Raw genomic sequence first — 19,703 nt, forward strand, 5'->3', positions numbered from 1 at the left:
GCCCGCTCTGCCGCGTCACGACGCTCGGCAGGTTCCGCGGCGGGATTCTCAGGGTGATTCCCAGGATGATTCCCAGGATGATTCTCGGCGTGAGCCTCGGCCTGATTGTCGGCTTGGCTCCCCTCGGGTCGGGCGGGGCGCGGGCGCAATTCTCCCCGGAGGTGCAGGGCTGGCTCTCGGCCCTCGTCACCAAGATCGACCGGGCGGACCGTGACCGGAGCGACCCCTCCGGCGCGAAGGCCGCCGGCACCGTGATGATCCGGGTGCAGGTGGCCGCCGACGGCTTCGTGAACCGGGTCTTCCTCGAGCGCAGCTCCGGCTCGACCGCCCTCGACGACCGGGCCCTCTCCGCGGCCCGGGCCGCGAGCCCCTTCACCCCGCCGCCGCCCACGCTCCTGACGCGCGAGGGCGTGACCGAGCTGAGCTTCCCCTTACGCCTCGCGCGCAAGCCCTGAATGCCGGGTCGACCCAAGGTCGAGCCGAAGTCCAGCCATGACGTGAGGGCGCTGCTGCACCGCAGCACGAACGCGCGATGCGCCACGAAAAAACGCGCCCCGGATCGCTCCGGAGCGCGTCGATCGGATGGAAGCCTGGCGGGTCGGCGCTGGGCCGGCCCGGCCCGGATCAGGCGGCGAGCTTGACCTCGGCCGGGCTGTTCTCGTTGACGGCGACGAGCTCGCCGGCCGAGACGGTAACACCTTCAGCGGGGGTCAGGCGGTCGGCCACGAAGGCGACCAGCGAGACGTTGACGGCGGCGACGGCGATCAGGGCGGCGATGGTGAGGGTGATCATCGGAGAAGGTCCCGGTGGGCAATTGCGATGACGCTGATATGGCACCGCACAAAGACTTTTGGCATGCCACATCCCACAAGCCATCCATGCGCTGACGTCATGCGTCCACGCCCGGACGCGGCGGTCCCTGCGACGGGGTCAGGGTCCGGGCGAGGGCCGCTTCAGGCGCCGCGCAGGGCGTGCAGGGTCCGGCGCTGGCATCCGGCCGCGTCGAAATTCTCCGGGTCGAGCCAGGCCGCGAAGGCGGCGCGCAGGCGCGGCCACTCGGCATCCGTGACCGAGAACCAGGCCGTGTCGCGCGAGCGGCCCTTGGTGACGATGGCGTTGCGGAAGATGCCCTCGAAGGTGAAGCCGTAGCGCAGCGCCGCCGCGCGCGAGGGCGCGTTGAGGCTGTCGCATTTCCACTCGTAGCGCCGGTAGCCGAGCCCGTCGAAGGCGCGGGCCATCATCAGGGCCATCGCCTCGGTGCCGGCGGCCCGGCCCGAGAGGTCCGGCCCGAAATGGATGTGCCCGACCTCGATCACCCCGTGGGCCGGCTCGATCCGCAGATAGGCGGCGAGCCCGAGCGCCCGCTCGCCCGCCGCGTCGAGGATCGCGTGGTGCAGCGGGTCGGAGCTCGCCGCGATCCCGGCGAGGCGGTCGCGATAGGCGGCCTCGCTCGCGGGCGGCTCGGCCGGCAGGTAGGTCCAGCGCGCCGGGTCTGCGCCGAGCGCCGCGTAGAGGTCGGCGGCGTGGCGCTCGGGATCGAGCGGGACGATCCGGCAGAGGCGGCCCTGCAGCGCCGCGCGCGGCGGGTGCGGGCGCGGCGACCAGCCCGGCAGAGCGGGGCCGACCGGCTGGCCGTGGGCGTTCGCGCGCGCGCCGTCCTCCGCGCTCATGCCCGCACGCCCCGCGCCGCGACGAGGCCCGCCATGGCGTCGTCGGGCCCGGCCTCGTGGCGCAAGCCCGCCGCCACGCCGGCCCGGTCCGCCTCCGGCCGGTTCTGGCTCACCTTCCACTTGCCGGCGATCCGCGTGATCGCGATCTCGATCCCCACGATGGCGCGGAGCTGCACGGCCGTGAAGGCGGGCGGCGCGTCCGCCACCGACCAGGGCTCGGCCCGGCTCGCCTCCTGCGCCCGGGTGAGGTCGTCGATCTGGCGGCGCAGCCAGGCCTCGTCGGAGACGAGGCGGGGGCGGCCCCAGACCTGGACCGTGGCGTAGTTCCAGGTCGGCACCACTTTGCCGGTCTCGCGCTTCGTCGCGTACCAGGAGGGCGTCACGTAGGCGTCGGGCCCGCGGAACACCGAGAGGCACTCGGCGAGCCCATCGAGGTCGCGCCACTGCGCGTTGGCGCGGGCGAGATGCGCCCGCAGCGTCCCGGGGCCGGCCGCGTCGGCATCGATCAGGAACGGCACCGGGTTCGCGGTCAGCCCGCCCGCGCCCGCGCTGATCAGGAGCCCGAGGGGATGGGCGCGGATCAGCGCGTGCTGGGTCTCGCGGTCGTCCTCGCGGAAATGCGGGGGCTGGTACACGGGGATCCTCACGTCGGGGCTGCGGGCGGGAGCCCGCACCTTGACGAAAGGCGGCCCATCCGGAAGGTCCATTTTTCTGGCTACGACTGGACCACTTGTGCCGTGATGCGATCATGACGTCCCGGGTCCGCCCTCGCCCCTGCCCCCGCCCCTGCCCCCGCCCTCGCGCGGAGCTGCCGCTCCAGCTCGGCCTCGATCCGGCGGGCGCCCAGCCCCTGCACGCGCAGGTGCGGGAGGCCCTGCGCAGCGCGATCCTGGTCGGGCGGCTGGCGCCGGGCGCGCGCCTGCCGGCCTCGCGCGTGCTCGCGGCCGATCTCGGCTGCGCCCGCGGCACCGTGCTGCTCGCCCTGGAGCAGCTCGCGGCGGAGGGCTATCTCGCGGCCCGCCCCGGCTCCGGCACGCGGGTGGCCGCGACCCTCCCGGACGACCTCACGGCCCGGCCCCAGCCCCCGGAGGCGGCGCGCGCGCCCGCGCCGGTCCTGTCGCGGCGCGGCGCCCGGCTCGCGGCCGGCGCGGCGGAGACCGGGGCGGAGGGGCCCGGCCTCGCGGCCCCCGATGCCTTCGCGCTCGGCCGGCCGGCCCTCGACGTCTTCCCGTACGAGACCTGGGCCAAGCTCCTGGCGGCCGAGTGGCGGGAGGCCGCCGCGGCGCAGCCCGAGCCCCTCGGCGATCCGCGGCTGCGCCGGGCGGTGGCGGCCTATCTGGCGGCCGGGCGCGGGGTGCCCTGCAGCGCCGAGGCCGTGATCGTCACCGCGAGCATCCGCCAGAGCCTGCGCCTGCTGGCCGAGCTCCTGCTCGATCCGGGCGAGACGGCCTTCGTGGAGGAGCCGGGCTTCCCCGGCCTCGCCCAGGCCTTGCGGGAGGCGGGCCTGGGCGTCATGCCGGTGCCGATGGGGGACAAGGGCTTCTGCGCCGCGCGGGCGCGCCGCCTCGCCCCGGAGGCGCGCCTTGCCGTGGTGACGCCGGCGCAGCACTACCCCCTCGGCACCGTGATGAGCCTGGAGAACCGCCTCGCGCTGCTCGCCTGGGCGGAGGCGGCGGGGGGCTGGATCATCGAGGATGATTTCGACGGCGCCTATCGCTACGCGGGCCGCCCGGCGGCGCCGCTCGCCGCCCTCGACCGGGGCGGGCGCGTCCTCTACGTCGGCAGCTTCTCGAAGGTGCTGCTGCCGGCCCTGCAGCTGAGCTACCTCGTGCTGCCCCCTTCCCTGATCGAGCCCGTGCAGCGCGCCCTGCGCCGCACCGGGGTCGCGGCCTCGGCGCTCGGCCAGGGCGCGCTCGCCCGCTTCATCGCCGAGGGGCATTTCGCCGGCCACCTGCGCCGGACGCGCAAGCTCTACGCCGCGCGGCAGGCGGCCCTGGTGGAGGCGGCCGGGCGCCACCTCGCCGACATCCTGACGATCCCGCCCCTCGACGGGGGCCTGCACCTCGTGGCGCGGCCCCGGCCGGGCTTGGCGGCGCCCTTCGACGATATCCGGGCGGTCGAGGCCTGCGCCCGGGCCGGGCTGACGGTGGCGGCGCTCTCCCCCTATTTCGCGAATCCTGCCGCGGCCGAGCCCGGCCTGCTCCTCGGCTACGCGGCGGTCCCCGAGCGGGCGATCGGGCCGGCTTTGCGCCGCCTCGCGGAGGTGCTGCGGGGCCCCCCGTGAGGCTTGGCCCGGGTGCCCGCCAGGATCAGGCGCCGTCCCGCCGCGCCGGCGCCTCCGCGTACTGGGCGCGGCCGAGCCCGAAGGACCAGTTCTCGGGCTTCACCTCCACGAGGTTGATGAAGACGTCCTCCGGGCGCAGGCCGGGTTCGGCCGAGAGCCGCGCCGCGATGGCCTCGTAGAGGGCGCGTTTCTGCGCCGCCGGGCGGGTGTCGTTGCAGGTGATCTGGATGATCACGAGGTCGTCGCTGCGGGGAATGCCGAGATAGGCGGCCCCGTACGCGAAGGCGCCCGGTTCGTGCTCGTGGATCATCATGAAGCGGTCGTCCTCCGGCACCCCGAAGGTCTCCCGCATGGCGGCGTAGACGCCCTCCATCAGGGCGGCGTGGTAGGCGGCGGACTTGCCGGCGCGGAGCGAGATTCGGGTCAGGGGCATCGGGTCACTCCGGGTCGCGTGGGGCGAGGGCGGCCCAGCCGGGCCGGGCGAGGTGCAGGATCTCGTAGGCGCCGGCCTGTTCCGACCGGGCCGGCGGCTCCGGCGAGAGGGTGAGGCGCAGGAGGCGCCAGGCCCCGGCATCCACGGCCGAGACCACGGCGAGGCGCCCGTCCCGGGCGAGCGCCGCGCGGTTGCGCTCGGCCTCCCCCGCCCGCAGGGCCCGCAGGTCGGTGCCGGGCTCGATTCCGACCGCCTCGCGGATCAGGGTGCGGGCGGGCCCCGCCGGGGCCGCCCGGGCGTCGAGGGCGAGCCAGGTATCGATCCGGGGCCGCCCGAAGGTCTCGACCACGCTCGCGAAGCGCGCATCGGTGAGGAAATCGAGGGCCGCCCCGGCCTCCCGCCACAGGTAGAGCGAGGCGTAGGCGTTCTCCTCCGCCCCCAGCCGCCCCCGCTCGCGGACCACGAAGGCCTTGAAGCCGAGGCCGGGCGTCTCGTCCCAGGACGGCCCCCGTTCGGCGATGCGCCCCCGGATGCGCGCCATCGGGTAATCGGCCGGCAGCCGGTGCCGGTAATGCTTGACCAGCATGTCCTGTCCCTTCGCCGCGCCCGTCGCGGCCAGGACCGGCTTGCCAGAGCCGTAAGATTAAGAAAACATATGGCTGATTATATCTGAGATGGGCTTTCGTTATGACACTGCCGCTGCGGGCCATCGATCTCGACACCGTTCAGGCCTTCGTCTGGGTGGCCGATCTCGGCAGCTTCACCCGCGCGGCCGAGACCCTCGACACCTCGCAGGCGGCGATCAGCCTGAAGCTGAAGCGCCTCGAGGACCGGCTCGGCTGCCGGCTGCTCGAGCGGACGCCTCGGCACGTGCGCCTGTCCCCCGAGGGCGAGAGCTTCCTGGCGCCCGCCCGCGACCTCCTGGCCGCGCATGCGCGGGCGCTCAGCGGCATCGCCCCGGCCCCGCCCCGGCGGCTGGTGCTCGGGATCAGCGACCACGTCGCCGGGCCCGAATTGCCGGGCCTCGTCGCCCGCCTGGCGGCCACGGATCCGGGCCTCGTGATCGAGGTCCGGATCGGCCCCTCGCGCGATCTCGGGGCGGCCTTCGACCGGGGCGAGGTCGATGCCGTGATCGTCCGGCGCGAGGGCGAGCGCCGGGACGGGCGCCTGCTCGCCGAGGAGCGGGTCGGCTGGTTCGCGGCCTCGACCTGGCGCCGGCGCCCGGGCGAGCCCCTGCGGCTCGCGACCCTGGCGGCTCCGTGCGGCGTGCGGGCGGTCGCGACCCGGGCCCTCGATGCGGCCGGGATCCCCTGGACGGAGGTGTTCGTCGGCGGCGGCGTCCTGGCGCTCGGCGCCGCGATCAGCGCGGGGCTCGGGGTGGCGGCGCTGGCCGGGCGGGTGACGCCCGCCGGGGCGGTGGAGGTCGGCGAGAGCCTCGGCCTGCCCCCGCTCCCCGCCTCGCAGGTGGTGCTGCGCACCCGCCTCGCCGATGCCCGCGCCCGCGAGGCCCTGCGCGTCGTCGGCAGCGCCTTCCGCTCCGCGATCCCGCGCTGAGCCCAACGCGCCGTTCCCGGGCCGCGTCGTCCTGCGCAAGGGGGGCGCAAGGGTGGCGACCGGTGCGGCGGCGGGCCCGGAGGACTATGCCCGCGCGCTCAGGTCCGCAGGGTCAGGCGGTAGGCGTAGCTGTCGCCGCGGAAGAGGCCCTCCACGTACTCGATCATCCGGCCGCTCGCGGCGTAGGAGCGGCGCTTGATCAGGAGGCACGGGACCGGCGTCTCGAAGCCGAACAGGGTGCATTCCTCCTGGGTCGGGAAGGCCGCCTCGATCGTCTGCTCGCAATGGGTCAGGGCCACGCCCTCCCGCGCCAGGACGGCGTAGAGGGAGCCCGACAGGTCGGCGCCTGCTAGGGCCGGGGCGGCGCTGAGGTCGTACCAGGCGATCTCGCGGGACAGGGGCACGCCGTCGCCCCGCCGCACCCGCACGAGCTTCAGGAACGGCGTGTTCGAGGGCGCGCCGAACACGGAGGCGATGGCCCGGTCCGGGGCCGCCACCCGCTCCAGGATGTCCGAGGACGGCACCTTGCCGAGCTCGCGCATCTCCTCGGTGAAGCCCTTGAGCCGGTCCATGCCGGGGTTGAGGGGCTTGGTCCGGCCCTCCACCATGAATCCGAGGCGCCCGTGGGCGCTGAGGAGCGCCTGGTCGCGCAGGGCCCCGTAGCAGCGCTTCACCGTGGTGCGGCTGATCCCGAGGGCATCCGCGAGCACGCGCTCGGCCGGCAGGGTGGCGCCCGCCGCCAGCACCCCGTCGCCGATCATCTGCCGGATCTGCGCCTCGAGCTGCTGGTACATCGGCTGCGCCGTGTCCGTCCGCAGCCGCAACAGGCTCGCGAGCGAGGGCTGTTGCGGTGCGCCGGGCTCAGAGGCCATCCTGGGCACTCCCGGCGATTCCCGCCCCGCCCCGGTTCCGGCGCGCGGCCGCCCGGCCCGGAGCCCGTCGATGCCGCCCGAGACCCCGTCCTCCGACATTGACGCGGAAATTTTGGGCGCCCCCGCCTTGGGCGCGCCCGCCCCGCCCCGGCTGTTCGTGCTGGCGAGCTTCATCGCCGCGAGCGCCATGCGGGTGAGCCGCCTGCCGGAGCCCGGCCAATCCCTCGCGGCCTCCGCCTACACCTTCGAGGCCGGCGGCAAGGGCCTGAACCTCGCCGTCGCGGCGCGCCGCCTCGGCGCCGCGGTCGACGGCATCATGGCGGTGGGCAGCGATCCCCTGGCAGCCCTGGCCGAGCCCGCCCTGCACCGGGCCGGGCTGCCGGGCGGGATGCTGCGCCGCTTCGAGGCGCAGACGGGGGCGGGCATCGGCTTCACGCAGGATGACGGGGAGAACTGCCTCGCGGTCTTCCTCGGCGCCAACCGGCTGCTCGACGGGGCCGCCATCCGGGCCAGGGCGGCGGCGATCACGGCGGCCGACCTCGTCCTGGCGCAGTTCGAGATCAGCGACGCCGCCATCGCGGAGGCCTTCCGGCTGGCACGGGAGGCGGGCCGGCGCACCCTGCTCAACCCCTCCCCGTTCCGCCCCATCCCGCCGGCGATCCTGCGCGACACCGCGATCCTGGTGGTGAATGCCGGCGAGGCGCGCCTGCTCGCGGCCGAGGCCGGCATCCCCGAGGCCGGCACCCCCGAGACGGGCATCCCCGAGGCGGGCAACAGTGAGACGGGCAATCGTGAGACGGGCAATCGTGAGACTTGCGACGGCGAGGCGGCCCTGGCCGCGGGTCTGCGCGCGCGGGGCCCCGACCTGGTGGTGATCACCCGCGGGGCCGGTGGCGCGACCGCCTATCCGGCGGGCTCGGCGCCCCATCATCAGGCGGCCTTCCCGGTCGCGGCCGTGGATACGCTCGGGGCGGGCGATGCCTTCGCGGCGGGCCTCGCCGTCGCCCTGGCCGAGGGGCGCTCCCTCCCGGAGGCGATGCGCTGGGGGGCGGCCTGCGGTGCCCTCGTGGCGATGCAGCTCGGCGTCTTCGACGCCCTGCCCGGCCGGGCGGCCGTCGCGGCGTTCCTCGATGCGGGGACGCCCTCCGCCCTGTTCTGACCGGAGCCGGCCCCGCCTGCCCCCATCGGGCTCCCCCCTGCTTTTGGGCAAAGTTGGTTCATGCCCCTGAGATACGCCTTTACGACGTCGTGAGTTCAGAATAAAGTGCCATAAAGTATCCAAAAAAACTTCGGCACCCTGGTGCTCAACGCCCCGATCCCGCGGCTCCGTGGTCGAGGCGACGCGTGACAAGCGGCGGCTCTGACCTGTGCGAGGGCGGCATGATCGGCGTATCGGATTCGAGGTCGACGGGACGGTTCATGGGCACGGGACTCGGCGCGATGCCCCAGGCCCTGTTGATGCGGCTCGAGCACGGCACCACGCTCGGCCATGCCGAGAAGGCCGCGCTGGCGGCCTCGGTGAATGCCTACGAGCGGGTGCCGCCCCGGACTGTCCTGGTCGAGGAGTCCGCCCGCCCGCGCACCGGCTACGCCGTGGTGGAGGGCTTCGCCTGCCATTACCGCCAGGGCCGCGACGGCAAGCGCCAGATCACCGCCCTGCTCCTGCCGGGCGATCTCTACGACCCGCAGACGAGCATCCTGCACGGCGCCGACCACGGCGTCGCGACCCTGACGGGCTGCCTCGTCGCGGTGATCGGGGCCACCGCCCTGGAGCGGCTGAAGCTGGAGCATCCCCGCCTTGCTCGGGCCTTCACCTGGAGGCTCCTCACCGAGGCCAGCACGGCGCGGGAATGGATCGTCGGCCTGGGCACCCGTCCGGCGGGCAAGCGCTTCGCCCACCTCCTCTGCGAGCTGCAGGCCCGCCTCCAGGCCGTCGGGCTCGCGAGCGAGACCTGCTACCGCCTGCCCCTGACCTGGGAAGACCTCGCCGACACCCTCGGGATCTCCCTCGTGCACATGAACCGCGTCGCCCAGGAGATGCGCGATACCGGCCTGATCACCTTCCGGGACAAGATGCTGACAATCGAGGATGCCGCGCGCCTGCGGGTCTTCGCGGATTTCAGCCCCGCCTACCTGCACCTGACGCCGCCCTGACGCTGCCCCAACTTGCCACCGGCGGGCGCGGGGCGCGGTTTCGCGGGGAGAACGGTTTCGGAAACGAACGAAGGCGCTGCCCATCGGGCCGCGCCCATTCTATCCTGGCCCGGTTTCGCGCATGCCGAGGCCCGCCACCGTGACACGCCCCCCCGACCGGACCGAGATGACGGGCGTCGAGGCGCGCCGCTCCGCCATCGTGGCGGCGGTGCGCCAGCGCGGCTTCGTCACCATCGAGGCGCTGGCGAGCCAGTTCGCCGTCACCGTCCAGACCATCCGGCGCGACCTCAACGAGCTCAGCGCGGAAGGGCGCCTGGAGCGCTATCGGGGCGGGGGCGGCCTGCCCTCCAGCGTCGAGAACATTGACTATGCCGACCGCCGGATCACCCTCTCGGCGGAGAAGACCCGGATCGGGCGCCTCGCCGCCCGCCACATCCCCTCCCATTGCTCGGTCTTCATCAATATCGGCACCACGCCCGAGGCGGTGGCGCGGGAATTGATGCAGCACGACGACCTCAGCGTCATCACCAACAACCTCAACGTCGCGATCTCGCTTGCCGAGGCCACCGAGTTCCGCATCGTCATGGCGGGCGGCACCGTGCGCAACCGCGACGGCGCGGTGCTGGGCCAGCTCACCTGCGACACGCTCAGCCAGTTCCGGGTCGACGTGGCGGTGATCGGCACCAGCGGCATCGACGCCGACGGGGCCCTCCTCGACTACGACATCGAGGAGGTGCGGGCGACCCAGACCATCCTGGCCCAGGCCCGCAGGACCTTCCTGGTGGCCGACCACAGCAAGTTCACCCGCCGGCCGATGGTGCAGGTCGGCCGCCTGGCGCAGGTCGACACCTTCTTCACCGACAGGCCCCCGCCCCCGGAGATCGCCGCCCTGATGCAGCGCCACGGCGTCAAGCTGGCGGTGGCCGACGCGAACGATTGAGCGATATCGAAAGCTCGTATTTTCTCTTGCGAAAATCACCCGAGGGTGCAATATCCTGCCAACCGGCGATTCGACCGGGGCGGGAGATGCACCATGATGGCAGATTCGGACGGTCCGGCCACGGCCTACGACCTGCTCGTCATCGGCGGCGGCATCAACGGCACCGGCATCGCGCGCGACGCGGCCGGGCGCGGCCTCAAGGTCCTGCTCTGCGAGCGCGGGGACCTCGCGGAATTCACCTCGTCCTCCAGCACGAAGCTGATCCACGGCGGCCTGCGCTACCTCGAATATTACGAGTTCCGCCTCGTGCGCGAGGCTTTGGCCGAGCGCGAGCGCCTGCTGCGGCTCGCCCCCCACATCATCTGGCCCCTGCGCTTCGTGCTGCCCCATGACCGGGGCCTGCGCCCGGCCTGGATGCTGCGGGTGGGGCTGTTCCTCTACGACCATCTGGCGCGGCTGCGAACGCTTCCGGGCTCCGAGATGGTTCGTTTGCGAACTTCGCCGGTCGGCGCGCCGCTGCAGCCGCGCCTGACCCAGGGCTTCCTCTATTCCGATTGCTGGGTCGAGGACAGCCGCCTCGTGGTGCTCAACGCCATGGACGCCCAGGCGCGCGGCGCCGAGATCCGCACCCGCACCGGCGTCGAATCGGCCCGGCGCGACGCCGAGGGCTGGACCGCGACGCTCCGGGAGGGGCCGAGCGGCCGCAGCGAGATCGTACGGGCCAAGGCCGTCGTCAACGCGGCCGGCCCCTGGGTCAGCGAGACGCTCGGGGGGACGCTGGGCATCAACAGCCGCGCGGCGGTGCGGCTGATCAAGGGCAGCCACATCGTGGTGCGCAAGCTCTACGAGGGCGACCAGGCCTACATCCTGCAGCAGCCCGACAAGCGCATCATCTTCGCGATCCCCTACGAGCGCGACTTCACCCTGATCGGCACCACCGACGTGCCCTACGAGGCCGAGCCCGGCCCCGTCGCGATCTCGCCCGAGGAGACGCGCTACCTCTGCGACTGCATCAACCGCTCCTTCGCGCGGGCGATCGGCCCCGAGGACGTGGTCTGGAGCTATTCGGGGGTGCGCCCGCTCTACGACGACGCGGCCGCCAACGCCTCGGCGGTGACGCGCGACTACGTCCTCGACGTCGCCGACGAGGGCGGCCGGCTGCCGGCCCTCTCGGTCTTCGGGGGCAAGATCACGACCTACCGGCGCCTCGCCGAGCACGCGATCGAGAAGCTGGCGCCCTATTTCCCCGGCCTCGCGCCGGCCTGGACCGGCGACGCGCCGCTCCCCGGGGGCCAGATGCCGGGGGCGGATTTCGACGCGTTCCTGGCCGAGCTGAGCCGCGCGGCGCCCTTCCTGCCCGCCGAGACCGCAAGGCGCCTCGCCCGCGCCTACGGCACCAACGCGCGCCTGATCCTGGGCCGCGCCCGCAGCCTCGCCGATCTCGGCGAGAGCTTCGACGGCGGCCTCAGCGCCGCGGAGGTCGATTACCTCGTGCACCACGAATGGGCGCGCACCCCCGAGGACATCCTCTGGCGCCGCTCGAAGCTCGGCCTGCGCACCGGCCCCGACAGCGCCGGGCGCCTCGCCGCCTACCTGACGCGCAAGGCCCAAGCCGCCTGAGCCGAGCCGCCTGATCCAAGCCGCCAGATTCAAGCCGCCTGAGCCACACCGTCCGACCCGGACGGATCCGACGATCACCACCACGGGGAGCCGGCACCAAGACCGGCCCCGCCCATTCAAGGCCTTCAACAGGGAGGGTTCAGCCCATGAGCCAGTATGTCGGCGCCATCGACCAGGGCACCACCAGCAGCCGCTTCATCGTGTTCGACCGCGAGGGGCGCATCATCGCGTGCCGGCAGCGCGAGCACGCGCAGATCTATCCCCGCCCCGGCCAGGTCGAGCACGACCCCCGGGAGATCTGGACCAACACGCAGGCCGTGATGCGCGAGGCCTTGGCCGAGGCCGGGATCGAGCCCCGGAGCCTCCTGTCGATCGGCATCACCAACCAGCGCGAGACCACGCTGATCTGGGACCGGCGCACCGGCGAGCCCCTGCACAACGCCCTCGTCTGGCAGGACACCCGCAACGACCGCCTCGTCGCGGAATTCGCCCGGGACGGCGGGCGCGACCGCTTCCGGGGCATCACCGGCCTGCCGCTGGCGAGCTACTTCTCGGGCCTCAAGCTGCGCTGGCTCCTCGACCATGTCGAGGGGGCGCGCGCGAAGGCGGAGGCCGGCGACGTCCTGTTCGGCAACATCGACACCTGGCTTGTCTGGAACCTCACGGGCGGTCCGGACGGGGGGCTCCACCTCACCGACGTGACGAATGCGAGCCGCACGCAGCTCATGGCCCTCGACACCCTGGCCTGGGATCCGGGCATGCTCGCGGCCTTCGGCATCCCGCGGGCGATGCTGCCCGAGATCGTCTCCTCCTCGCAGGTCTACGGCGAGACCAAGGTGCCCTTCGCGGGCGTGCCGATCGCCGGCATCCTCGGCGACCAGCAGGCGGCCCTGTTCGGCCAGACCTGCTTCCGGCCCGGCGAGGCCAAGAACACCTACGGCACCGGCTGCTTCGCGCTGATGAACACCGGCGAGACCCCCGTCCCCTCCACCTGCGGCCTCGTCACCACGGTGGGCTACAAGCTCGACGGCAAGCCGGCCATCTACGCCCTCGAGGGCTCCATCGCCATCACGGGCGCCCTGGTGCAGTGGCTGCGCGACAATCTCGGGATGATCCGCGACAGCGCCGAGGTCGAGACCCTGGCGGCCACCGTCACGGATAACGGCGACGTCTACTTCGTGCCGGCCTTCTCGGGGCTCTACGCGCCGCACTGGAACGAGGGCGCCCGCGGGCTGATCATCGGGCTCACCCGCTACGCCAACAAGGGCCACATCGCCCGGGCCTGCCTGGAGGCCACCGCCTTCCAGACCCGCGAGGTGCTGGAGGCGATGGAGAAGGATTCCGGCATCCCCGTGCGGGAGCTGCGCTCGGATGGCGGCATGGTGGCCAACCGCACCCTGATGCAGTTCCAGGCCGACATCCTCGACGTGCCGGTGGTGCGCCCGCAGGTGACCGAGACCACGGCGCTCGGCGCGGCCTACGCGGCGGGCCTCGCCACCGGCTACTGGAACAGCCTCGACGACCTCGTCCACAATTGGGGCGTCGACCGGCGCTGGAAGCCCGACATGGATGCCGGCGAGCGCCGCCGCATCACCGCCGCCTGGGGCCGGGCCGTGAAGCGCTCCTTCGACTGGACCGTCTAGGAGGATTGAGGGATCGGGCGCCGCGCCCCCGCCTGCCTTCGGGCAGGCGCCGCGCCCGCAGCCTCCCGGTCCGGGGCGGCGACCGCACGGCCGGTCCGGCACGCGTCGGCACGCACCGCACCCAGAACCAGACGAAACCAGAACCAGACGACACCCGGAGGATACCGTCATGACGCCCCCCTTCATCTCCCCGTTCCTGGGCGAGCTTCTGGGCACGATGGTGCTGATCATCCTGGGCAACGGGGTGGTGGCGGGCGCGCTCCTGCGCGGCTCGAAGGCCGAGGGAGCGGGCTGGATCGCGATCACGGCCGGATGGGCCTTCGCGGTGCTGGCCGGCATCTTCGTGGCGACCGCCACCGGCAGCCCCGACGCCCATATCAACCCCGCCGTGACGCTCGCCGGCGCCATCGTGTCCGGCGACTGGTCGAAGCTCCCGACCTACGTGCCGGCCCAGATGCTCGGGGCGTTCCTGGGCGCCACCGTGGTCTGGCTGCACTACCTGCCCCATTGGGGCGCCACCGAGGATGCGGGGCTGAAGCGGGCCTGCTTCTGCACCGCCCCGGCGATCCGCCGGGCCCCCGACAACTGGCTGAGCGAGATCATCGGCACCTTCGTGCTGATCCTGATCATCAGCGCCCTCCTGTCGAAGGCGGTGGGGGCGGCGGGCAGCATCCCGACCGGGCTCGCCCCCTACCTCGTCGGCATGGTGGTGTGGGGCATCGGCCTGTCGCTCGGCGGCACCACCAGCTACGCCATCAACCCCGCCCGCGACCTCGGGCCCCGCCTCGCCCACGCGGTCCTGCCGATCGCCGGCAAGGGCCATTCGGATTGGGGCTACGCCCTGATCCCCGTCGCCGGGCCGGCGGTCGGGGCGGCGGTGGCCGCCCTGGTGGTGCGCGGCCTCGGGATCTGATCCCGGCCGGTTCAGGGTGTGCGCGCCGTCGGCGGCGCGGCCTGGGGGCACTCGGCCGGGCGCGGGCCCTTGTCGTAGCCGGGCGGGTCGCAGGCGGGAACCGGGGCCTTGCCCGCCGCGTCCTCGCTCGCCGTCCGGTACTGGCCGGTGGCGCGCAGCACCAGCACCACCGCCGCGACGGCGATCAGAAGAACGACCGCGAGGAGCGCGATCCGGCGAAATCCAGTCATGGCCAATTCCGTGCCTGAGGGTCCCTGTTCCAATCCGCTCCGGCCCTCGAGGATCCGGACGAACCGCCCCCCGTTCGGAGGAGCCAGCCCTCGCACCGGCCGGCGCGGCCGCAGGCGCCCACCTCTCCCGTCCGGGAGAGGTCGAGTCGGCTCCTGCCGACCGGGTGAGGGGTGCGACCTCTCCGGACAACGCGCACCCCTCACCCCAGCCCTCTCCCGAACGGGAGAGGGGGCGTGTCGCGCTGCCTGCGCCTTTATCTCCGGGCTGCGAAGCGGAACCCTGGGACAACGCTGCACCCCACCTCTCCCGTCCGGGAGAGGTCGAGTCGGCGTGAGCCGACCGGGTGAGGGGTGCGACTTTTCCGGACAACGCACACCCCTCACCCCAACCCTCTCCCGCACGGGAGAGGGGGCCCGTCGCGCCAAGGGAGGCCAGACCCGGGGCGGCCTGTGTCGCCGGGTTCGAGCCGAGGTCGGGCGCCCGCGAGGGCCTGCCGCTGGCCGCGTCCGGGTCGTGAAGATGGAACTTCTCTTCTTGCCGGGTTGGATTGGAAGATTCATCCAAGATCTTGAGAAAAAACGCTGAACTCCATCCATTGCCTCGGAGGGCCCGGCTACGACATGTGGGGGTGAACCCGAATGTGCAGCCCCGCCCATGTCCGAGACGCAATTCGACCCATTCGGTGAGCCGGTCGCCCAGAGCCGGGGCGGCGAGGCTGCGGCGCCGGCCGCGAGCTCGACCCTGCTGATGCGCGCGGGCGCGGCCGTGTTCTGGCTGCTCGTCGCCGGCATCCTGACGGCGCGGGTCGCCTATTTCGATCCGGATTTCGCCGCGCGCTTCACCAGCCTCGCGAACACCCTCCAGTCCATCCTGAACGGCTGACGGCACGCTGCCGCCTTAGCCCGGCAATCTGGCCGCTTCGAGGATGCGTCGGGCGATGCCCGGGTAATCGCCGTCGAAATGGTGGCCGCCTTCCAGGCGCAGCCGGCGCACCGCCGAGAGCGAGGCGTCGGCGCAACCGGGATTCGTCTCGGCCGAGCCGTAGAGGCAGAACACCTTGGCGGGGGGCATCGCGGCGATCTGCGGCACCACCGCGTGGGCGCCGCCGAGGCCGAGCCAGCCCTTCACCGAGACGCTGAAGCCGGTGGTCCGCCCGGGCCCGAGCAGGGCCACGAGGCCGATCCGCTCCTGCAGGTCGCGCCCGAGATGGGGCCAGGCGAAGGGGAAGACGTCGGCCCCGAAGGAGTAGCCGAGGATCAGCACCGGCAGGCGCCCGCCCGGATCGGCCGCGCGCACGATCGCGGTGGTGTCGGCCGCCACCGTCTCGGGGCTCTTGTCGGACCAGAAATAGCGCAGGGCGTCGACGCCCACGACGTGCACGCCCTGGCGGGCGAGCCACTCGCCGATGGTCTTGTCGATGTCGCGCCAGCCCCCGTCGCCCGAGAAGAACACCGCGAGCGCGCGCGTCGGCCCCACGGCCGGGTGGTCGACCAGCGGCAGCGTGCCGGTGCCGGCATCCTGCGCCGTGAGCCCCGCCGCGGCATCGACCGTCCGCTCCAGCCGGGCCTCCGCGCCGGGCACCACCCGGGTCTCGGGCCGGTGCGACCCGGGCCCCGCGACGGGATCGCTGGCGGCGGGCGCCTCGGGCCCCGCGACGGGATCGCTGGCGGCGGGCGCCTCGGGCGCCGCGACGGGATTGCCAGAGGCGGGCGCCTCGGGCGCCGCGCCCGTCACGAACACCATCGGGGCCTGGAGCGGGGCGCGCCGGTCGTAGCGGAAGCCGCCCTCCGCCGGGGTGGCCGGGGCGCCGTCGCAGGTCGGGCGCCCGGTCGCCAGCACGTCCGCGGGGTCGAGGGCGACACCCCCCGCCACGGTGGCGGCCAGCGCCTGCCCCAGGATGGCGTGGACCAGGGTCCCGCCCTCGCCCGTGCCGACCAGGACGGGGTGGAGGTAGCGGCTCGCCCCGAGGGCCCGCTGGGTCTCCTTCGAGAGATCCTCGACATCCGACATCGGGCGGATGCAGGGGCCGGCATCGCGCGCGAGCCCGGCGCGCCAGGCTTGCGCGTCGAGGTGCAGCACCATCAGGCCGCGCCGGAGCAGCGCCCGGGACAGGGCGTCGTCGCGGCCCTCGGGCTCGCTCCGGCCCGCGACCAGCATGGCGAGGCCGATCGGCGCGCTGGCCGGCATCGCCACCGGAACGTCCTTGAAATGCGCCGAGGAGACCCGGACCGGGCTGGCGGCGGCGATATGCGTCGGCGCGGGCGGGCGCGAGGCCAGGAGCAGGGCGAGGCCGGCCGCCGCCGCCGCGCCGAGGGCGAGGATCGGGCGGATCCGCGGCGGCCCGCCTCCGGGGATCATCGCCGGATCAGCCCGAGGGGCGAGCCGTTGACCAGGGTCGCGACGTCGAGGAGCGCCTTCGGGGTGCCGAGGCCGCCGGGGCAGATCAGGTAATAGGGCGTCCAGACCGGGTCGAATTTCTGCTTGAAGGCCCGCAGGCCGTCGAAGCTGTAGAGGTCGGCCCCGCGCCGGTACAGGAAGGCGCCGAAGCGGTTCCAGCGCGACGCCAGGCGGCGGTCGTCGAGGCCCGACAGCGGGGCCGCCCCGAGGTTGAACCAGCGGTAGCCCTCGGCCTTGGCGGCGAGCAGGAGGTTCGCGAACAGCGCGTCCATGATCACCCGCGAGGCGTCCGGGGTGTAGCGGATCAGGTCGATCGCCATCTCGTGGCGGTCGGCCCCGCGCCAGAGATTGGCGAAGGCGACGATGCGGCCCTCCTTGCGCATCACCGCGAGGTCGAACTGCGCCAGGTAGGCCGGGTCGAAGAAGCCGAGCGAGAAGCGCTTCTCGCTGCCGGATTTCAGCGCGAGCCACGCATCCGAGACGGCGCGGAGCGCGGGCATCGCCGCCGGCACCGCGTCGCGCGGCAGGATCTCGAAGGTGAGACCCTCCTTCTCGGCCCGGCGCGCGCCGTAGCGCAGGTCGTGGCGGGCGGGGCCCTTGAGGGAGAATTCGGCGAGCGGCACGCGGGCGACCTCGCCGAGCTTCAGGGCCGCGAGACCCATGTCGAGGAAGAGCGGCAGGTTCTCGGGGCCGACCCCGTAGAAGACCGGGCGCGCGGCGGCGCGGTCGGCGAGCTCCCGGAAGGCCCAGGCGAGCTCGGCCGTGGTGCCGCCCGGGCCGACCGGCTCGCCGAGCGCCACGAGGCTGCGGCCGGCGCGGGCATACATGACGAAGCCCCGGCCGTCGCCCGAGGTGATGAACTGCTTGTCGCCGAGCAGCGCCAGGGCGGCCCAGGCCCCCGGCGCCCGGGCCACGGCCTCGCGCACGGCCGGCGGGATCTCGGCCTCCGCCGCGGCCTGGACGCCCCGGCGGTTGACCGCGCTGTCGAAGCCGATCGCGACGACGCCCGCCATCAGGGCGAAGGAGGCGCGCAGGACGCTCGGGGCGTCCCCGTCCCAGGCGACCTGCCACCAGAGGGCGTCCGCGTCGGCGCAGTGGCGCCAGAGGAAGAAGCCGAGGCCGATCGCGGCCGCGAACAGGAGGGCGGCGCCCGCGAGCCCGGTGGGGCGCCAGGCGAGCGCCTTCGAGGAGAGCGAGCGGGCCGCGAGCGACTGGCTCAGGAACGGGTTCACCTGCGGGCAGCGGTAGAACGAGCCGCGGAAGATCGCCAGCAGCGCCGCGAGGCTGCCGAGGAGCAGCGCCTCCTCCCAGTCGAGGCCCTTGCCGAGGGAGAAGGCGGCGCCGAGGACCAGGAGCGTCAGGGCGTAGCGCCAGGCCCGGGCGAGCCGCCGGTTGAGGCCGCGGGCCAGGACCAGGAGGGCGAGGCCGACGAGGCTCGCGGCGAAGTGGGAGGCCTCCACGAAGGGCAGCGGCACCACCTGCGACAGGATCTCGATCCGGGTCGCGAGGTCGCGGGTGGCGCCGGATGCCAGGAGCACGAGGCCGCCCGTCAGCGCGATGCCGGCGGCGGCCCGGGGCACCATCGGCTCGAGGAAGCGGCCGACCGCCTGCGCGGGGGCGGCGACGAGCGCCCGGCGGCGATAACCCTCGACGCCGGCAAGCCCCAGCATGGCGGCCCCGAAGGGCAGGAGCGTGTAGATGATCCGGTAGGCCAGGAGCCCCCCGATCACGTCGGCCCGGCCGCCGGCCCCGAGGCTCGCGATCAGGGTCGCCTCGAAGGCGCCGAGGCCCCCCGGGGCGTGGCTGGCGATGCCCACGACGGTGGCCACCACGTAGATCAGCGCGAAGGCCGGGAAAGCCCCGACCGCGTCGGCGGGCAGGAGCACGTAGAGGGTCGCGGCCGCCGCCGTCAGGTCGACGATGCCGGCCCCGATCTGGACCAGCGCCGCCCGGGTGGTGGGCAGGCGCAGGCTGACGCGGCCGAGGCGCAGCAGGCGCTCGCGCCGGCCGAGCCAGGCCACGAGGCCGATCACCAGGCTGAGGATCGTCGCGCCCGCGGTCGTGTGCAGGACCGGGTGCAGGCCCGGCAGGCCCGGCAGGTTCGGCGGCCCGAGGAGGAGCGCCAGCGCCGTCATGGTGACGAGGGAGACGAGGAGCGCGAACCACGAGGCGCCGAGCACCCGGCCGACATCCGCGATCCCCACGGCGGTGGGGCCGTAGAGCCGGTAGCGCAGGGCCGCCTGCGTCAGGAGGGGGAAGCCGAGGGCGTTCGAGACGGCGTAGCCCGCCGCCCCCGTGGCGGCCGCGAGCGGGCGCGGCAGCCGGCCGGGCGCCACGGTCTCGACGGCCACGAGGTCGTAGAGGCCGATCGCCGCGAAGCTCACGAGGGTGCAGGCGAGGCCGAGGCCGAGCGCCTGCGCGGGGATCTGCGAGAGCGCGCCCGAGACGGCGTCGAGGGTGACGCTGCCGAGCGTCCGGTGGATCACCACGAGGCCCAGCAGGGTGATGCAGAGCCCCGCCATCGGGGCGACGACCCGCTTCAGCTGCGCCCGGAGCCCGGACGTGTCCGGGCCGGGTTCCAGCAGGTCGCCCTCCCGGAGGGGCAAGGTTTCTGAGCGCGTCGGCATGCGGGTGGTCAAGGGCGGCAGGGCTCGATCCGGGAACCGGGGCGGCGGGGCATGCCGTCCGGGTGAGGCGCTCGCGGGTGCCGCGAACGAATCATGCATCCAATTTGATCAGAGAAGCTGGATATTGCCTGAACGAAGTCCAGGGCGTGCTCGGTTCGGCGTCAGCGCTCTCGCGCGATTGTTTGGCGGAAATCAGGCATTTGGCCCGGTCCATGAGCCGGAACCTCTCATCCTGGGCGCCTCGGACCGGGCGAATCCGGGAGGTCGGGGGATTCGCGGCGTTTGCAAGGCGGGTCAATCGCGGTCCGGGCGGCGGACCCATGTGCGGAAAGCGGGAGACTTGGCCCGCCGCGAGGGCTTATACG

Annotated in this window: 19 protein-coding genes; 10 read left to right on the top strand and 9 right to left on the bottom strand. The window is 73.7% G+C overall.

All coding sequences use genetic code 11. From position 1 onward, the window contains the following. The first annotated feature begins 77 nt into the window (after positions 1–77). Positions 78–455 carry a TonB family protein gene (locus F6X53_RS08940; protein WP_150999629.1) on the top strand — a complete coding sequence of 126 codons (378 nt, stop codon included), beginning with the start codon at positions 78–80 and terminating at the stop codon, positions 453–455. Between the two features lie 169 nt (positions 456–624). Here the strand turns inward: F6X53_RS08940 and F6X53_RS32265 are convergent, their stop codons facing one another. From F6X53_RS32265 to F6X53_RS08950, 3 genes are all read right to left on the bottom strand, one after another. Further along, the gene (locus F6X53_RS32265) at positions 625–792 is read right to left on the bottom strand and encodes a hypothetical protein (protein ID WP_191970755.1); all 168 of its coding nucleotides are present in this window, start codon (positions 790–792) and stop codon (positions 625–627) included. A gap of 161 nt (positions 793–953) precedes the next feature. Continuing rightward, positions 954–1,670 (bottom strand): GNAT family N-acetyltransferase, encoded by a 717-nt coding sequence (locus tag F6X53_RS08945; RefSeq protein WP_150999631.1) that lies wholly within the window; start codon positions 1,668–1,670, stop codon positions 954–956. Beyond that, positions 1,667–2,305: an FMN-binding negative transcriptional regulator gene (locus F6X53_RS08950; RefSeq protein WP_150999749.1), complete on the bottom strand. Its 639-nt coding sequence runs from the start codon at positions 2,303–2,305 to the stop codon at positions 1,667–1,669. The genes F6X53_RS08945 and F6X53_RS08950 overlap by 4 nt, the downstream gene beginning before the upstream one ends. A 113-nt stretch (positions 2,306–2,418) precedes the next feature. Between F6X53_RS08950 and pdxR the strand changes: the two genes are divergently transcribed. Then, a complete protein-coding gene (pdxR, locus tag F6X53_RS08955; protein WP_150999633.1) occupies positions 2,419–3,954 on the top strand; it encodes a MocR-like pyridoxine biosynthesis transcription factor PdxR in 1,536 nt (511 codons plus the stop codon). A gap of 25 nt (positions 3,955–3,979) precedes the next feature. Here pdxR and F6X53_RS08960 read toward each other — a convergent pair whose 3' ends face one another. Together F6X53_RS08960 and F6X53_RS08965 are read right to left on the bottom strand one after the other, a co-directional pair. Continuing rightward, positions 3,980–4,387 (bottom strand): tautomerase family protein, encoded by a 408-nt coding sequence (locus F6X53_RS08960; RefSeq protein ID WP_150999635.1) that lies wholly within the window; start codon positions 4,385–4,387, stop codon positions 3,980–3,982. 4 nt (positions 4,388–4,391) lie between these two features. After that, positions 4,392–4,973 (bottom strand): DUF4865 family protein, encoded by a 582-nt coding sequence (locus F6X53_RS08965; protein ID WP_150999637.1) that lies wholly within the window; start codon positions 4,971–4,973, stop codon positions 4,392–4,394. Between the two features lie 101 nt (positions 4,974–5,074). Here F6X53_RS08965 and F6X53_RS08970 point away from each other — a divergent pair, with 101 nt between their 5' ends. Then, positions 5,075–5,941, top strand: a complete 867-nt coding sequence (locus F6X53_RS08970; protein WP_150999639.1) for a LysR family transcriptional regulator — start codon at positions 5,075–5,077, stop codon at positions 5,939–5,941. A gap of 98 nt (positions 5,942–6,039) precedes the next feature. Here F6X53_RS08970 and F6X53_RS08975 read toward each other — a convergent pair whose 3' ends face one another. After that, positions 6,040–6,813, bottom strand: a complete 774-nt coding sequence (locus tag F6X53_RS08975; protein ID WP_244965545.1) for a GntR family transcriptional regulator — start codon at positions 6,811–6,813, stop codon at positions 6,040–6,042. A gap of 70 nt (positions 6,814–6,883) precedes the next feature. Between F6X53_RS08975 and F6X53_RS08980 the strand changes: the two genes are divergently transcribed. The 6 genes from F6X53_RS08980 to F6X53_RS09005 all read left to right on the top strand — a co-directional run bounded on the left by F6X53_RS08980 (position 6,884) and on the right by F6X53_RS09005 (position 14,083). Then, positions 6,884–7,972 (top strand): PfkB family carbohydrate kinase, encoded by a 1,089-nt coding sequence (locus F6X53_RS08980; protein WP_150999641.1) that lies wholly within the window; start codon positions 6,884–6,886, stop codon positions 7,970–7,972. Between the two features lie 260 nt (positions 7,973–8,232). Further along, complete coding sequence (locus F6X53_RS08985; RefSeq protein ID WP_191970756.1) at positions 8,233–8,967, top strand: Crp/Fnr family transcriptional regulator; 735 nt, start codon at positions 8,233–8,235, stop codon at positions 8,965–8,967. Positions 8,968–9,133: 166 nt separating this feature from the next. After that, the gene (locus F6X53_RS08990; RefSeq protein ID WP_210386378.1) at positions 9,134–9,907 is read left to right on the top strand and encodes a DeoR/GlpR family DNA-binding transcription regulator; all 774 of its coding nucleotides are present in this window, start codon (positions 9,134–9,136) and stop codon (positions 9,905–9,907) included. A 93-nt stretch (positions 9,908–10,000) separates the two neighbouring features. Next, entirely contained in the window at positions 10,001–11,527 is a 1,527-nt protein-coding gene (gene glpD / locus F6X53_RS08995; protein ID WP_244965546.1) for a glycerol-3-phosphate dehydrogenase, read from the top strand. Between the two features lie 146 nt (positions 11,528–11,673). Then, positions 11,674–13,170: a glycerol kinase GlpK gene (gene glpK / locus F6X53_RS09000; RefSeq protein ID WP_150999647.1), complete on the top strand. Its 1,497-nt coding sequence runs from the start codon at positions 11,674–11,676 to the stop codon at positions 13,168–13,170. 169 nt (positions 13,171–13,339) lie between these two features. Then, complete coding sequence (locus F6X53_RS09005) at positions 13,340–14,083, top strand: MIP/aquaporin family protein (protein WP_150999649.1); 744 nt, start codon at positions 13,340–13,342, stop codon at positions 14,081–14,083. Between the two features lie 11 nt (positions 14,084–14,094). On the opposite strand, the gene F6X53_RS09010 is transcribed toward F6X53_RS09005, so the two are convergent. Beyond that, positions 14,095–14,313 carry a cytochrome c maturation protein CcmE gene (locus F6X53_RS09010; RefSeq protein ID WP_150999650.1) on the bottom strand — a complete coding sequence of 73 codons (219 nt, stop codon included), beginning with the start codon at positions 14,311–14,313 and terminating at the stop codon, positions 14,095–14,097. 655 nt (positions 14,314–14,968) lie between these two features. On the opposite strand from F6X53_RS09010, the gene F6X53_RS09015 reads away from it, so the two are divergent. After that, positions 14,969–15,196, top strand: coding sequence for a hypothetical protein (locus tag F6X53_RS09015; RefSeq protein ID WP_150999652.1), 228 nt, complete (start codon positions 14,969–14,971; stop codon positions 15,194–15,196). A 15-nt stretch (positions 15,197–15,211) separates the two neighbouring features. Here F6X53_RS09015 and F6X53_RS09020 read toward each other — a convergent pair whose 3' ends face one another. Both F6X53_RS09020 and mprF read right to left on the bottom strand, forming a co-directional pair. Next, positions 15,212–16,672: an AcvB/VirJ family lysyl-phosphatidylglycerol hydrolase gene (locus F6X53_RS09020; protein WP_150999654.1), complete on the bottom strand. Its 1,461-nt coding sequence runs from the start codon at positions 16,670–16,672 to the stop codon at positions 15,212–15,214. Further along, complete coding sequence (gene mprF / locus F6X53_RS09025) at positions 16,669–19,338, bottom strand: bifunctional lysylphosphatidylglycerol flippase/synthetase MprF (RefSeq protein ID WP_150999656.1); 2,670 nt, start codon at positions 19,336–19,338, stop codon at positions 16,669–16,671. The genes F6X53_RS09020 and mprF overlap by 4 nt, the downstream gene beginning before the upstream one ends. Positions 19,339–19,703: the final 365 nt, after the last annotated feature.

Origin of the sequence: Methylobacterium soli (assembly GCF_008806385.1) — a bacterium.
Taxonomy (GTDB): domain Bacteria; phylum Pseudomonadota; class Alphaproteobacteria; order Rhizobiales; family Beijerinckiaceae; genus Methylobacterium; species Methylobacterium soli.